This is a genomic window from Fictibacillus arsenicus (assembly GCF_001999465.1).
Classification (GTDB): Bacteria; Bacillota; Bacilli; order Bacillales; family Fictibacillaceae; genus Fictibacillus; species Fictibacillus arsenicus.
The window spans coordinates 967,736-983,521 of sequence record NZ_MQMF01000001.1; the positions used below are offsets into that span (position 1 = coordinate 967,736).

Below are 15,786 nucleotides of genomic sequence, written 5' to 3' on the forward strand. Positions count from 1 at the left end.
ATCCTCACCTTTTTTCGTTTAAATTCGTATTGAATACGGCATAAAGCAATGCTAGACTAGCAGCACCAATCACGCCGACCTGTTCTCCCATAGTCGAAGCCTCGATCTCAACGCGTCTTTTTTTATCAAGAAAAGATAGCTGGCGGACCTCTTTTCGTATTTCAGAGATCAAGGGTAGTTCTGAATCAGCAAGTTTGCCCCCTAGCATGATCTTATTAACATGCAGCATATTGATGATAGAAGTAAGAACAGATGCGATCTGTTTCCCTGCATCTCTTGCACCTTTACACATTTTCTCGTCGCCATGCTTGCATCCCGCTATAAAATCATCGATAGAACTTACCTGAAATTCTTTTGAAATCGCGGCTTCAGAGGCATATCTCTCCAAGCAGCCGCGGCTTCCGCACCAACAAGGAATGCCTTCTGGCTGGTAGATCATATGCCCCATCTCGCCAGCTCCTGTTAAGTCACTTCGAAACAATTGGTCTCTTAAATACATCCCTGAACCGATTCCTTGTCCAAGATAAACACAAAGGAAGTCCGTTTCATTCTTGCATGACCCGAATAGCTTTTCAGCAAGTGCCATCCCTCGAACGTGATGATCCAGATAAACAGGAATATGGAAGCGGGAAGAAACAGCAGATACAAGCTCAACGTTCTCCCACCCCATATGTTCTGCTTCTAGGATCCGTCCATTATCGAAATCAACAAGTCCAACTGATCCTATTCCGATACAGGATACGGGAACTTTTGATGTCGCCAGAAAGCTCTCGAGTTCTTTTATTAATATAGCTAAAAAATCATTTTGATCGATTTTATCAGGAAGAGGAAAATGATGAAACTGCAGCACTTTCCCCTTTAATGTCATGATTCCTAATTCAACACGGTCACTGCGGATATGAACACCCGCAATACGCTTGGACGCTTCATTTAAATCAAGGACGATGGTTTTGCGCCCCGCTCTCTTTTCCCCGCCTTCCATACTGCCTGTCTCGACAACAAGTTTCTCAGCCATCAATTCACCAATAATGTTCGTGATGGTTGCTGGTGTCAGCTTAGTAAAAGCCGCGATCTCCTGACGTGTTGGCTTTTTTAGTCTAAGAATAGATTGCAGTACGAGTGAGCGGTTTAACTGTTTTGTTCGTAACGTATTTTGACCGATGAATGACATACTTCCTGACTCCTTAAAATACTAGATTTTCACTTTGCATAGACGCAGTTCATGCGCACCGTCTTCCCTTGTATATTCATAATAGTACCATATGGAATCTTCATGTATGATCGCATCCACGTAACGAACGGCTTTTCCTGATGCGGTTTCGAGTGCTGGACCATCCACGTTTAATTTGGCGAATGTTCGCAGATCGAACGAAACAGCCAATGCCATTTTTTCTTCATAATTCTGTTCTACCCCGACACTTCCATCCCATATGACTGTGTAACCGTGTTGTGTTGGAATGATTGTAGTTAAACGTGATTGATATCGATCCCATCCTGCATCACATACCGGGAGCACTGTATCTACCCAATCAAAATGCAGTCCGTCCTCACTTATTGCTAGAGCTGTTGGCGCGACAGCCAGGCCTGTATTGTGGACATCGCCTGTTTGGTGCATCTCTTCTTTTTCAGCTGAATCCAGTCCTTTTGCATACACAAAATACATGTAATACTTGTTTTCATGTTTCACGATATAAGGGTCTTTTACCCCTTCAACATTAGAACGATCGCTTGCAGTCAAAACCTTTTTGCGGTTTTCAACTTGGAATGATGAAGGTGTCTCCGCTTCGACGACATCGATACGCCAGCGGTTATCAGCAGGATCGACATAACTGATGTAAAGACGGTACAGTTGATCGCTAACTTTTACAAGCGAAGAGCGTTCAATGGAGCTGGAGTTTAGTTCACGTTTATGGACACTCCAAACGTCTGTAAAGTTCTCACCGTCTTTGCTGCTCGCGATCCGGACTTCAAAACCGCGCTCATCCTCACCGTGTCCGCGAGGGTTGCGGAGACGGTAATACAAATAAAACGTCTCATCTTTTTCATCATATAAAACAGTCGGCGCGCCTGCCCAATACCCTGTTTCGTTTCCAATCGGCGAGATGACTGTTCTTCCTTCTTCCGGGTTGAATAGCGGTGCGAGATTTACGATTGTGTTCTGTGTTTTTGTTTGTTCCATAATAGAATCCTCCTTTAATTATTGGTTTTTTTCTAGATCTTTTTTAACTGCCTTTGTTGATGAAGTTTTACGGTACGTGTTCTTATATTTATTACACGTTCGCTCAGACTCATTGAGGTTTCGCTCAAAAACGCCGAGTTACGCTCAAAATCTTCCCGCTACGCTCAAATTACCTTTAGTTTCGCTCAAAATATCCCTTTTTCGCTCAAATTACCTACAGAGCAACAAAGTTTACACAAACAGCCTTTTTATTCGACCTCTGAAACAGAGACTCTTCTTCCATCTTGGCTGGATAATACAGCAGCATCGATCACTCTAGCCGCTTGAGCTGCATACGCAAACGATAATTCATGTGGTTGGTTGTTTTTTACCGCCTCATAAAACTCTTTATATTGTTTGCCGCGAGCAAGTCCAGGGAACTTATGTCTCTCTTCGATCTCGAGCTCTTCCCGTTCACCTGACCATGAACCGTCAGCATTTCTTTTTCTTAAGAAGAGCCGGCCATGCTGATCCATTGAAATGGCAGCCTTTGTCCCCACAATCTCAAGACCATCGCCATCTTGCGGCAGAAGCCTGGAGTTGTTCAGTGTAATCATCGCTCCGTTTTCTAAGCGTGCGATGACAACGGCTAGATCATCGTTTGTAACAGGTGCTCTTGATGAACCATCTGACTGACGCGCTTGAATAATTGTTGCAAGTTCAGCCTGTACGCTTGTAATTTCTCCGCACGTTTCATGCAGGAAAAAATGAATGAGATCCACCTGATGTATGCCAAAATCGGCGACTGCTCCCGCTCCAGATGTTTCTTTTTTCATCCGCCATTCGAGACCAACGTTCGGGTTTCCGATTCTCCCCCCGCCAAGCTTATGACGGTATGAAAAGATGTCTCCAAGTTCACCTGATGAAATGATCTCTTTAATCAGCTGAGCGTAAGGATGGTACCGGTATTGCATGCCCATGTAATTGACGACACCCGCCGCAGTTGCTTCTTCAGCCAGTTTTTTTGATTCGTGAAAATCGACTGAAAGAGGCTTCTCACATAGAACAGGCAACTTTCTTTTGAATGCTTCTCTTGCGATCGTTCCGTGAGATAAGTTATCTGTACAGATTACAACAGCATCTACCTTATCTAATAGTTCTTCAAGGCTTGAACAGATCAATGTTGACGCAAGATTGTGCAACTGGATCCATTGTTTGGCGTTGTCAGGGACAATATCGTAAACAGCTGAGAGTATCCATTCGGGATTTGATTGGATGCCGTGCAGATGATCACTCGCCACACCGATCGTTCTTCCCGTTCCAACAATTCCGATTCGTAAGCTCATTTTTGTGCACCTCCTAAAAAAGATAATTAATTAATTCATTAAATTTATTAATTTTATATTGATAATACCACCTGCTTATGAGCCTATCAACCTCTGAATATAGTTGTAACTTATTTGTAAACTATCGAACGGATCTCCCGGACATTCATCTTGTTCCACTACATACCATTCGATTCCCGATTTTTCTCCCCATTCGATGATCGGCTTTACGTCGATACTCCCTATACCGAGTGCAGCGTATGTCTCTTCTTCATCATTGGTCATGTCTTTTAAGTGGATGATAGGCATGCGATTCTGATAAGTTTGAATAAATTGCAGCGGATCTCTTCCAGCCTTTTTGATCCAATACACATCAATCTCTGCCAGCACTTTATTTTTTTCTGTTGGATCTAGTAAAAACTCTAGCGCTGATTGTCCGTTGATCATCGTATGGAACTCAAAATCATGATTATGATAGCTCACTCGAAGATCCGGATACGTTTCGGCTATCGAGTTAAGCAACTGTTTAACATGCAGATACCCTTCAGCGGTTCTGAGATCTTCCGTTAAATAAGGACAAACGATATCTTTTGTCTCGTAAAGGTTTGTTTCGTTTAAAACATTCTCCATATCATTTTCCATCCGGTGGATCGGTACGTGCATGCCGGCTGCTTTTAGATTTAATTCTTTTAGCGTGTGTGCGACTTCAGAAGGGTCATATTTAGGAGGTAACGCGGATATTTGAACGCCGCTCCACCCCATGTCCTTAAGGTCTTTAAGGACGCTAAAGAGATCTTGTTCCACTTCATGACGCAGTGTATAGAGCTGTACGGCAAACTTTTCTATCATTCTTACACTCTCCTTTTTATTGGGCTGTTTTCACCGTTTTTAATGGCAATGTGACTTCTTTTCCAGTCCTAGCAGATTCATAGATCGCCAATATGATTTCGAGCGGCTTCAATCCTTCTTCACCGTTAACTAAAGGCTCTCTATCTTCCAGGATTGCATTCATCATGTCTTCGATCTGCATACCATGGGCATAGCCAAAAACCGTTGTGGGATCTGGCGTATCTAAATTCTTTGCTGCTAAATTGGAGGACAGTTCATCAGATTTCAAGTATAAATGCGTGAGTTTATCATGTTCGATAACCGCAGAACCAGCCGTCCCAAATACCTCAAGCCTTGAGGAGAGACCCGGATACGCACTTGTTGTTCCGACGATCGTTCCGAGTGCACCGTTTTTAAATTTTACGGTTGCAACCGCAACATCTTCCACTTCGATTCTCTCATGGGCGAGTGTTGCCGTATGGGCAAAAACACTTTCGACCGGGCCAACCAAATATTGAAGCAGATCGATCGTATGGATGGACTGGTTCATCAGTGCCCCGCCTCCATCCATGGCCCACGTTCCCCGCCAAGCTCCACTATCATAATAATCTTGGGTCCGGTACCAGTTCACCGCACACTCGCCAAGAACGACATGTCCCATCTTTCCTTCTTCAATCACTTTCTTTACTTCCACCGTTGACGTATCAAACCGGTGCTGGGAGATCACGGCCAGCTTAACCCCTGCTTCCCTGCAGGCTTGAATCATGTCGGTGGCTTTTTCAAACGTTACATCAATCGGTTTTTCTGCGATTACATGCTTCCATACCGGGCGGCTTCAATCGCAATTTCTGCCCTCAAACCACTTGGCGTCAGGATGTTTACGATATCAATGTCTTCACGCTTCAGCAGCTCAAGATAATCGGAATACCAATCTACCCCGTAAGCTTCGGCCATATTCTTTGCACAATCTTCTGCCACATCGGCCACGGCTACTAACGATGCCCCTTGGATTTTACCGATCTCATCAGCGTGCGTACGGCTGATCACACCGCAGCCAATAATTCCGAATCGAAACTCTGTATTCATCTTGCTTCATCCTCCTTTTGGTTTAATGTTTGATAAGACACTGTTCAACGCTCGTGCAGCTTCTTGAAAAAGCTTTGAATTGCTGTATCCTTCAAATTCGCCATCTGGACCTAGATGATGCTCGATGGATAAAAATCCGTTATATTCATCTTCCATTAGCTGAGTCAGCAGTTCTTCCACCTCGCCATCTCCAAAGCCCGGCGGTACTACTTTTGAATCGGAAAAACGCGCATCCTTAACATGCACATACTCGAGATATGGTTTTATAAGTGGATAAGCTTTTGTAAAGGGCATCACTCCACATTGCACAAAGTTGGCGATGTCAAAGATAGCCCGGTAGTTTGGAGAATCAACCTCTGTGAGCAGATCTAAGCATCGTTGTGGAATATCACCGTATATGCCTTTTTCATTCTCATGAAGCAGAATCACGTTTTTTGCTTCTGCTATTTTTACCAAGGCTTTTGTTTTGTTGATGACTACCTCTCTGTATGTGTAGGGATTTTGGCCTTGTGGAATGAAATATGAAAAAACTCTAATGTAAGCGGTGTCAAAAGTCTTCGCAAGCGTGATCACTTTATCCAAGTCGTTTAACTGAGATGAAAAATCTTCAAGAATGCCCGTCTTACCAATAGGCGACGCAATAGATGAAACCCGAAATTTACGTTTATCGAGCTCTTCTTTTATAATTGTAATCTCGTGTTCGTTTAGCTCGACCACGCTTTTCCCCCATACACTTCGAAAATCTAAATAGTTAATGCCTGCAGATTCTAAAACATTCAGTTGTTCCGTAAGATCAGGGGAAATTTCGTCTCCAAAACCTGTTAATTTCATCATGTGAACCGTTCCTTTCTATAGCTGGATGATTCTGCAGGTCTCTCCCGCTGTGACCGGCAATTATAATTCTTTCATCATTGATGAATTAACATGTTGAGTATTCCTCTATTTTCTTTTGTAGAAGATTGGTGAAACGTTTCGAAAATTGACATGAATACGTCCTGAATTTTAAGAGTGTTTGATTAATTTAATTAATTATTTATCATTATAGTTTTATTGAAAAAGGATAACAACCAAAGATTTATAGGTAAAAGGAGGTGTTTTCATCTGCTTGATCAAACAAAAAGCTGATCCTTATTGGAATCAGCTCCGTTTCGTTATCATATTTTTTGCCAATGCCAATGCTCCGCACAATCCCGCATTATCTCCGAGTTCAGGCGGAACGATATAATCATCCATATTTACTAAAAGGTTCTCATGCTGAATATAGCCGTTCAGCAGATTTATCACATTTTCAATGATGATTGGAAATAGCTGTTTTTGCTGCATCACACCACCGCCGAGTATGAGCTTTTTTGGTGACAGCACTAAGATATAGTTAACGAGTGCTTGTGCCAAATAATAAGCTTCGAGTTCCCAGACTTGAGGGTTCGCTGATAGTACCACACCTTTTTGTCCCCAGCGGTTTTCGATAGCTGGTCCTGAAGCTAATCCTTCTAGGCAAGCGCCGTGAAACGGGCAATTCCCTTTGTAAGTGTCGTCTTCATGCCGTTTGACGAGAATGTGTCCCATCTCTGGATGAAGCATGCCGTGGATGAGTTTCCCTTCCGTGACGGCTCCGACTCCGATCCCCGTTCCAACTGTCATATAGATGCAGCTATCGAGCCCTTTTGCCGCTCCCCATTCCAGTTCACCGAGCGCTGCTGCGTTTACATCAGTATCGAAAGCCATTGGCACATCGATATGTTTTTTAAGTTCGCCCAGCAAGTTCACGTTTTTCCAATGTTTTTTCGGTGTGCTCGTGATGAATCCGTACGTGGAGCTTTCCGTGTTCAGATCGATCGGTCCAAATGAGCCCACGCCAAGCGTTTCAATCTGCTTGTCCTTGAAATAATCTGTTACGAGTTTTAGCGTTTCTTCCGGTGTTGTCGTTGGAAAGCTGATCTTCTCTATGATATCTCCGTTTTCGTTACCGATTCCGCATACAAATTTTGTACCGCCTGCTTCAATTGCACCTAAAATCATGTTGACCGCTCCTTTCGTTAGCTTGATTTTAACATGAAACGGGTGTGGCGAGTTTATGTGAACTGCGCTTAGGTGTTTTACGGTACGTGTTGTTTTATTTTGTTACACGTTCGCTCAAACTGCCCCTGTTTTCGCTCAACTAAACCTCTTACCCATTATTTCCATAATAAAAAGTAGCCAAAACCTGATGTTTTGGCCACATCTTCTTTATAAATACGTCAACGAGTCCAAAATCTCCTGTAAACTGAGCTCTGCACATGCCATTGATGTGTCCGCCACGCCGTAATACATCATCACGACATCGTCTTCAACGAGAACTCCGCACGAAAACACGACATTGCCGAAGAATCCGTCCACTTCATAATCCGCTTCAGGCTCCAGGATCGGTGTTTCCGATCGAGCGATCACTTTTGCCGGATTCTCTAAATCTAGCAAAACAGCTCCCATGCAATAACGGTCTTCTTTTGATGCGCCGTGGTAGAGTTCAAGCCAGCCTTTTTCCGTCTTGATCGGAACCGCACCGCCTCCGATTCTGCCGTTGTCCCACATACCATCACGCAATCCGATCAAATGTTTATGGTTGCCCCAATGTAAAAGGTTCGTAGATTCCGCGACCCAGATTTCTGGTGCACCCGTGCTTTTTGGAACCGGTCGGTGCAATGCATAATAAAGGCCGTTAATTTTTTCAGGAAAAATTAACACGTCTTTGTTCTCAGGGCAGAAGATCATCCCATGATGTTCAACTTCCACAAAATCTTTGGTAGAAACAAGCGACTCACCCACTCCTGCTGGAGAAACCGCACTGTAATAGATGTAGTACGTGTCCCCAATCTGAGTCACGCGCGGGTCTTCGATACCAAACGTCTCAAGTTCATTCGAGGGGTAGATGAAAGGATCATCCTCAATCGTAAAGTTGCGTCCGTCTTTACTACGCGCTAATCGAATGTAAGAAATCGATGTTAAATACGAAAAGCTTTTCCCATTCTTTTTTTCACAGATCACACGCGGATCAGAGAAATTATACCGCTCATCGTCCAAATCTAAAGAATGAATCTCCAGTTCCCCAGTCTCAACATTGTAAACCGGCGCTTTCACCATGTTTGGATCATCACTTATCGGTCGCTCAGCCACACGCAAAAGCATGATCACTTCGCCATTATATTTAGCAATTCCAGCGTTAAACGCGCCGATCACTTCAAAATCGTCACGGTGCGGCTTCACGTCACTGGGCGTAACGAGCGGGTTTTCTTCATATCGATACACATTCATGCTGCATGTCCCCTTATTTTTCAAATTGGTTGAATGGATCTTTTATCGTAATTTTGTGTGCCTCTGCGTCACTAATCCCTGCGTAAAAATTGGCAGTTCCGTCTTCTTTTCGTAAAAGTCCGCCGCTAAACACCACATCTACTAAATCTGGTCGCTTAGAAGCTCCTGCTAAAAAGTCATCGCGGATTGCAATGAGCTGAATTTCTGTGTACTCACCAGTTTCAGGATTTAACGCAAACACCATTGGATAATAATGACGGTTACCTTCTTCATCAAAACTTGCGATATGACCGAGCACGCCGATCAGACCGTTGTTGAGAATGTGAAGCTCGTTCGCCCCGCCCCATTCTCCTTCAGCAAACTGTCCTTCTAAAAGTGGTGCCTCTTCAACCACATCTAGTGTTAACTCATTTAATGATAGGATGCGCTCAAATCCGATTTTTCCGCGTCCTCCTTTTTCTCCTTGAGGACGAGTCAGCACAGCAACACCACCATCTTTCAATTCAGCCAGCCGTAAATCTTTCATCCCGTCAGGTCCTTTGAATAACGGCTTCAACATTTTTATGGAAGAACCTTTATAAAAAACAGTCCGCCAGCCAAGCGCTCCTTCATTCGTCGGATGCGGAAAGATCTCCACTCCGCCAAGTACTAGCTCTCCGGCAATTCGTGTCACGAACGGATCCTGCAGTTCCAAAACCGGCGCACCTTCTCTAGGTGTCCAAACTCCATCACGGCTCACGAAAAAGTAAACCTCTGAATGCTCTGTGTCACGGGCTTCAACACGACCCGCGATCACTAACTCTCCTTCGTCTTCAAACGGAGCTGTAATATTGTAAACATCACGTTCCCCAACACCTGTAAACGTTAGCTTTTCGGGGTTCGCCGGCTGATCTTTTTCTAAATAAATCTCCACTAATTCTGCACATGTTTTTGTCATAACATTTCTCCTTAAACCTATTTAAGCGTAAACTGCATGCCTTCTTTGAACTGTTTTGAAAAGAATAGGAACAAGATGATGATTGGTACCGTTAATAGGACGGATGCTGCATACATCGGACCTGGGTATCCGCCGTATGGTCCGAACATTTGAGATAACAATACGTTCAGCGTCAGCATGCTATCACTGCGAACCACAATCATATCCCACAATAATTCCGTCCATCTTTCCATGAACAAGAATAGGAAAACGACAGTTGTGATTGATTTTGACATCGGCATCACGATTTTATATAAGATCTGAAAGTTTGAAGCACCGTCGAGCTTAGCCGCTTCAATAAATGTGTCCGGGATCGCCCGGAAAAAGTTCGTGTACATGAAGACGGCCCATAAACTCATCGCTTTTGGCAGGATCATCGCTGTATACGTGTCATAAAGTCCAGCGTTTTGGATGATTAAAAACGTTGGGATCAGCAATATGATCGCTGGGAAAAACATTTGGAACAGTACTGCGTTATTGATGAAGTCCCGTCCTTTGAAGTTCATTTTTGCGAGTGCGAAAGCAACCATCGCACCTGTCACCATCATGAGTGCAGTCGATGCCGTTGAAACGATGACGCTGTTAAGGAAAGCTTTCAGCCACGGTCTCGCGATTCCCGCCTCTCCGCCTGAGAAGAGCCACTCATACGATCTCATCGTGAACTCCGTCGGCACAACCTTTTTATCGACCTGTGTCCAGTCGGCAAACGAGTTCATCACCATATAGAGATACGGAAAGACCATAACGATAAGCAATGCAAAAGCGATCAAATAGCGCAAAGTTAATCCTTTTTTAGACCCAACCATTACGTTTCCCCCACATCTCTAGTAATTTTCTGATGACTAAAATCGAAGCGAACGTTACAACTGAAGCGATGATCGCAACCGCCGACGCATAACCTGCGCTCAAGTTTGTAAACGCTTGTTTAAAAATCTCCATCTGCCAAGTGTTTGTAGCATAGTTCGGTCCACCGCCTGTCAGCTGGTAAACCTCGGTAAAAATCCCGAATGAGACGCCGATTGAGAGAATCAACACGGTAAATATAGCTGGATACAACAGCGGCAAAGTTATTTTCCAAAAACTTTGTGATGGTGTTACGCCATCAATCGCAGCTGCTTCATAAACGTCTTTATTGATGCTTTCAAACCCAGCAGTCAAAATAAGTGCGTAATAGCCGGTGAACTTCCAAGCGATGATTGCCGCAACCACAAGCAATGCGGATAGCGGCGTGCTCAGCCAGTCGATTTCAATTCCAAACTTTCGCAAAAAGACGTTGAACGCACTATTATGCGACAATAATCCTTTTACGATTAAGGATGAAACAACCCCTGATGCCAAATACGGCAGGAAGAATCCGATTAGAAATAGTCCTTTAAACTTTGGCAGCCCATGAATGACGAGCGCAACAGCAAGCGATGAAACGATAACCATCGGAACGAACGCTGCCATGAACTTGAACGTTACGAAAAATGCTGCTTGTACTCCTGGATGCTTCACAGCTTCAATAAAATTATCAAACCCTTTAAAATAGTAGACTGGCGAAATCAAGTTCCAGTCCGTAAACGATAAATACATCGACCAGATCAGCGGTATGGCAAAGAAAAGGACCGCATATAAAAGGTAAGGACTGGCGAATAGCCAGCCCGTCCCGTTTCTTTTCATCATTTTTTAAGTTCCTCCTTTATGGCCTTCTTCATCTCTTTCCAGCCTTTTTCAGGATCAACTTCTCCCTTCACGACAGGGTTCACAGCGTAACGGCCGATATGTGTCTGAAGCTCGTTGTATTTTGCGTTATCAATAGAAGGTATTGCGTTTGGTACAGCGTCTGCATAAGGCTTCAGCTCAGGATTTTTGTCGAAGAACGCTTTGAACGAATCGTTTGATGAAAGATCATCACGTGCTGGGGGAAGTTTCGTTGTCTCCAGCCACTTCAGATCGTTTTCTGGATTCGAATAAACAAAATTCATAAACTCCATCGCAGCTTTTCGCTCTTCTTCTGTTGCTGACGCATAGATTACGATTCCTTTAGTATCAGCAAACGTGTTCACGTTTTCCGTATCAGCTCCATCTGGAACTGGAGGAAGCGCGAGTCCAAAAGTCTCGTTGTACTTCATCTCAGGGAACTTTTCTTCCCAATAGCTGAACGTCCATGGTCCAAGGTCAGTGAAAATACCTAATCCGCTCTCAAACGGATCTGTAGCCTGCTTCGTTAATAGTGCGTCCTCTTTTTGAAGGTCTCCCATAAACTTCAGAACATTTAAGCCAGCTTCATCTTCTGCAACGAACTTGTCACCCTCAATAAAATTGTTGCCTCCGGATGCTGCATCATAGAGCATGAAAAAGTCAAACCATCGTTTCCAGGCAGTTGGATCTGCAAGGTCACCCTTCGCCCACAAGTATTTATCCGGGTGTTTGTCTTTCAGCTTGTTAACAGCATCGAGAACTTCGCTGTACGTTTTAGGAATTTCATTAACTCCCACTTCTTTTAAAATGTCGATTCTCCAGCCAAATAACATTGGATTCGAGTAAATCGGCATAACATATTGATTGTCATCCGCGAACTTCCACGTTTTAACGGTGTCTGTCATGTTACGATTCTTCAGCAATTTATCCCAGCCTTCGATCTCGTTTAGCGGAACAAGTGCTTTACTTTCAGCAAGCTGTGCTGCGAATCCACGGTTGATATTCTCAGACATCGTTGGTGCACTTTTACCTGCAATCGCGGACTGAATGCTTGCTTCTGATGTCGGGCTTTCTTTTATCGGACTTACTTTAACATCAATTTTCGGATTTTCTTTTTCAAATTCCTCCGCCATCTCTTTCCAATACACTTGCTGCGTTGGATTTGGAGCTGCCCAGAATTCGATCGTCGTTTTTCCGTCAGCCGATTTCCCGCCACCGTTGCCTGTTGAACAGCCTGCCAGTGCAGATGCTGCGATTGTTGCAGTAAGGAAAAGAGATGCTACCTTTTTCATTTTCATCAGAATATCCCCCTTGTTAAAAGTGTTTCCGAATTATAATGGACGAACCAAAATGACAGCGCTGTCATTCTGAGTCAAAAAAACTTCCTATGAACATTACATAGGATAAATTTGTAATCATAAAATGTAATTTTGTAACTTTATGTAATGCATTATCACATGTTAATGTAATGTTGTCAAATGATTTTTCTGACAATTAATTATGTAAGATAAATGCCATTATTACTGGTTATTCTTTGTCTATCGAAATTTATTAATAGAATTTATTTACTTAATCTACCTTTTCATTTATATTTAATTTGTAACGTGACAAAATTCTTTTTTGGAAGGTTTGTTTATATTATGGCGAAAAAAGTATCCATGCAAGACATTGCGGATCATTTAAACATCTCAAAAAACTCCGTGTCGCAGGCTCTCTCTGGGAAACCCGGTGTAAGTCCTGCAACGCGTAAAAAAATTGAAGAAACAGCTAGAGAGTTAGGATATCAATACAAGACGAATCCAGTGAAAACATATAACGGTGGAACAGGAAACATCGGACTGATCGCTTCAGACCTAGCTTTTTCGTTGCAAAGCTTTTTTGGAAAGATTTATTTGAGTGTGGAAAAAGAGGCGACAAACAAAGGGCTGAATGTACTGATTCAGTCGGTAACTAACGAGGCGAAGGAGAATCTGACTCTCCCTTCTTTTATAGAAAACAAACAAGTAGATGGCGTGCTCATCTTATCGCATATCAGCACGGAATATATCAACAAAGTCATCGCAACCGGCATTCCAACAGTAACGATAGACCATCATCACCCGCTCATTCAGGCAGATGCGATTTTGACGAATAACCGTTTTGCGGCATATACGGCTGTTAAACATCTGATTGATCTTGGTCATGAAAAGATTGCATTCGTTGGGAATACCCGCTTTTCACCGAGTTATCAGGAACGACTTGAAGGCTACTTGCTCGCTTTTCAAGAGCACGAACTGCAAGTTGATCAGCAATTGATTTTTTCATCTGTCGAGGAAAGTGAAATCGTAGTTCGTGATTTGGTGGATTCAGACGGGACACAGCCGACAGCTTGGTTTTGCGTAAACGACGGACTCGGATTTTTTGTTCAGTCTGCGCTTCAGCAAAAGGGCTTAAGCGTGCCTAATGATGTTTCGGTGTGCAGCTTTGATAACGGGCAGCTTTCAAGATTGGCTAATCCCAAAATTACAACGGTGGATATTGATCTGGAGCTGTATGGAAGAAAAGCGATCGAACAGCTCGTTTGGCGGATGGACAACACAGATGAACCGATCACAGAGCTTCTTCTCCCTGCTAAACTATTAAAACGCGAGTCTACCTTTGATGCCTTTAAATAAAAAATGCCCAATCTCGTTTGATTGGGCATTTTCATATTTACACGTTAAGAACCTGTATTGACTGTATCTTTTCAATAACTTCTCTTTTAACAATTTCTAATTTTTCGGAGCTGTCCGCTAGAGAGTTTCCTTTTACACCGAAATAAAACTTAATTTTGGGCTCTGTGCCTGACGGACGTAAACAGAACCATGTTCCGTCTTCCAAAATAAATTTCAATACGTTAGATTTTGGCAAATTAATAAATTCTTTCAAACTCTTAATCATATCAAATCGTTCGCCAATCTCGTAATCTTCAATTGCAGTAACTTTTTGTCCAGCCATTAAAGATGGTGCATTCTCTCTGAAATAAGTCATCATATGTTGAATTTCTTCTGCACCTTGCTTACCTTTTAGAGTCATAGAAATTAAATCTTCTTTATAGTAACCGTATTTAACGAATAACTCCAAAAGACCTTCATACAAACTCATGCCTTTCGTTTTATAATATAGAGTTATTTCAGCCGCTAAAAGACAAGATTGAACCGCATCTTTATCACGAACGAAATCACCAATTAAATACCCATAGCTTTCTTCGTATCCAAACAAGAATGTATGCTCTCCTGTTTTCTCGAATTCATTGATTTTCTCCCCTATGAATTTAAAGCCTGTAAGTGTATCCATGGTAGCTATTCCAAATTCTCCAGCAATCTGACGACCAATTTCGGATGTAACAATCGTCTTAAGTACGATTCCATTAGATGGCAAAGTCCCTTGACCCTGTCGTTTTGTTAAAATATAGTCCAGCATTAGTGCACCTAGCTGGTTACCTGTTAATACTTGATATTTTCCTTCAGAATTCTTAACAGCTACCCCAACCCTGTCTGCATCTGGATCAGTACCGAGGAGGATATCAGCATCCAACTGATCGCCATATTGAATTGCGAGCTCAAACGCAGCATGCTCCTCTGGATTTGGTGATTTCACCGTAGAAAAATTAGCATCTGGCAGTTCTTGTTCTTTTACAACTGTTACATCTTTAAATCCAAGACTCTCCAACCCTTTTCGGACTGGGATATTAGCAGTTCCGTGCAGAGGGGTAAATACGATCTTTAAATCTTTTGCATACTTTCTCAATAGTTCAGGATCTTGGACAATTGTTTTTAGCTGTTCATTGTAAGCTGTGTCAATTTCCTCAAGTACATATGATAACAACCCTTTTTCTAAAAGGTATTTTTCTTCTGAAACCTGAATCTTTAACTCATCTTCCACTTCATTCACAAAATCAATGATTCTATCAGCCATAGCCGGTGGAAGTTGTCCCCCATCTGGACCATATACTTTATATCCGTTGTATTCAGGTGGATTATGTGAAGCAGTAATAACAATACCAGCGAATGCATTGAGGTGACGAACGGCAAATGATAACTCAGGTGTTGGTCTCAGTTCCTTAAACACATATGTTTTTATGTTATGATTTCCGAGGGTTAATGCTGCTTCTAAAGCAAACTCCTTTGACATATGACGTGAATCATATGCAATAACGACACCACGAGACTGTGCGTCTTCCCCCTGACCTTTTATATACAAGGCTAATCCTTCAGTCGCCTTACGAACCATGAAGGTGTTTATCCGATTCGTTCCAGGTCCAATTTCTCCACGCATGCCGCCTGTTCCGAATTCCAAGTTCTTATAAAATGCATCTTCCTTCTCTTTTTCTGAAAGAGACTTCATTTTATCTTTCATTACTTCATCAACAACAGGACTATTCATCCACTTTTCATATTGAATTTCCCAACTCATACTTCCTA

Annotated in this window: 15 protein-coding genes; 1 reads left to right on the forward strand and 14 read right to left on the reverse strand. The window is 42.7% G+C overall.

The features are described from left to right. Positions 1–4 precede the first annotated feature (4 nt). The 13 genes from UN64_RS04740 to UN64_RS04795 all read right to left on the reverse strand — a co-directional run bounded on the left by UN64_RS04740 (position 5) and on the right by UN64_RS04795 (position 12,642). Positions 5–1,171, reverse strand: a complete 1,167-nt coding sequence (locus UN64_RS04740; RefSeq protein WP_077360195.1) for an ROK family transcriptional regulator — start codon at positions 1,169–1,171, stop codon at positions 5–7. A 21-nt stretch (positions 1,172–1,192) separates the two neighbouring features. Continuing rightward, positions 1,193–2,179: a glycoside hydrolase family protein gene (locus tag UN64_RS04745; RefSeq protein WP_077360197.1), complete on the reverse strand. Its 987-nt coding sequence runs from the start codon at positions 2,177–2,179 to the stop codon at positions 1,193–1,195. 248 nt (positions 2,180–2,427) lie between these two features. Next, positions 2,428–3,504: a Gfo/Idh/MocA family protein gene (locus UN64_RS04750; protein ID WP_077360199.1), complete on the reverse strand. Its 1,077-nt coding sequence runs from the start codon at positions 3,502–3,504 to the stop codon at positions 2,428–2,430. Positions 3,505–3,579: 75 nt separating this feature from the next. Further along, on the reverse strand, positions 3,580–4,332 hold the full coding sequence (locus UN64_RS04755; RefSeq protein WP_077360201.1) for a sugar phosphate isomerase/epimerase family protein: 753 nt from the start codon (positions 4,330–4,332) through the stop codon (positions 3,580–3,582). A gap of 16 nt (positions 4,333–4,348) precedes the next feature. Continuing rightward, positions 4,349–5,077: a Gfo/Idh/MocA family protein gene (locus UN64_RS04760; protein ID WP_216352787.1), complete on the reverse strand. Its 729-nt coding sequence runs from the start codon at positions 5,075–5,077 to the stop codon at positions 4,349–4,351. A gap of 44 nt (positions 5,078–5,121) precedes the next feature. Further along, the gene (locus UN64_RS21120; RefSeq protein ID WP_216352788.1) at positions 5,122–5,397 is read right to left on the reverse strand and encodes a Gfo/Idh/MocA family protein; all 276 of its coding nucleotides are present in this window, start codon (positions 5,395–5,397) and stop codon (positions 5,122–5,124) included. Positions 5,398–5,403: 6 nt separating this feature from the next. Further along, positions 5,404–6,231 carry a sugar phosphate isomerase/epimerase family protein gene (locus tag UN64_RS04765; protein WP_077360203.1) on the reverse strand — a complete coding sequence of 276 codons (828 nt, stop codon included), beginning with the start codon at positions 6,229–6,231 and terminating at the stop codon, positions 5,404–5,406. Between the two features lie 303 nt (positions 6,232–6,534). Beyond that, positions 6,535–7,416 (reverse strand): ROK family protein, encoded by an 882-nt coding sequence (locus UN64_RS04770; protein WP_077360205.1) that lies wholly within the window; start codon positions 7,414–7,416, stop codon positions 6,535–6,537. A gap of 207 nt (positions 7,417–7,623) precedes the next feature. Then, positions 7,624–8,685 carry a BtaManbiosPhlase gene (locus tag UN64_RS04775; protein ID WP_077360207.1) on the reverse strand — a complete coding sequence of 354 codons (1,062 nt, stop codon included), beginning with the start codon at positions 8,683–8,685 and terminating at the stop codon, positions 7,624–7,626. A 13-nt stretch (positions 8,686–8,698) separates the two neighbouring features. Then, entirely contained in the window at positions 8,699–9,622 is a 924-nt protein-coding gene (locus UN64_RS04780) for an MTP-1 family protein (RefSeq protein WP_077360209.1), read from the reverse strand. Positions 9,623–9,639: 17 nt separating this feature from the next. Then, positions 9,640–10,467, reverse strand: a complete 828-nt coding sequence (locus UN64_RS04785) for a carbohydrate ABC transporter permease (protein WP_077360211.1) — start codon at positions 10,465–10,467, stop codon at positions 9,640–9,642. Continuing rightward, complete coding sequence (locus UN64_RS04790; RefSeq protein WP_077360213.1) at positions 10,454–11,326, reverse strand: carbohydrate ABC transporter permease; 873 nt, start codon at positions 11,324–11,326, stop codon at positions 10,454–10,456. Before UN64_RS04790 ends, UN64_RS04785 begins: the two co-directional genes overlap by 14 nt. Further along, positions 11,323–12,642 carry an ABC transporter substrate-binding protein gene (locus UN64_RS04795; protein ID WP_216352789.1) on the reverse strand — a complete coding sequence of 440 codons (1,320 nt, stop codon included), beginning with the start codon at positions 12,640–12,642 and terminating at the stop codon, positions 11,323–11,325. The genes UN64_RS04790 and UN64_RS04795 overlap by 4 nt, the downstream gene beginning before the upstream one ends. Positions 12,643–12,984: 342 nt before the next feature. Here UN64_RS04795 and UN64_RS04800 point away from each other — a divergent pair, with 342 nt between their 5' ends. Further along, entirely contained in the window at positions 12,985–13,998 is a 1,014-nt protein-coding gene (locus UN64_RS04800; protein ID WP_077360215.1) for a LacI family DNA-binding transcriptional regulator, read from the forward strand. 37 nt (positions 13,999–14,035) lie between these two features. Here the strand turns inward: UN64_RS04800 and UN64_RS04805 are convergent, their stop codons facing one another. After that, positions 14,036–15,778, reverse strand: a complete 1,743-nt coding sequence (locus UN64_RS04805) for a phospho-sugar mutase (protein ID WP_077360217.1) — start codon at positions 15,776–15,778, stop codon at positions 14,036–14,038. Positions 15,779–15,786: the final 8 nt, after the last annotated feature.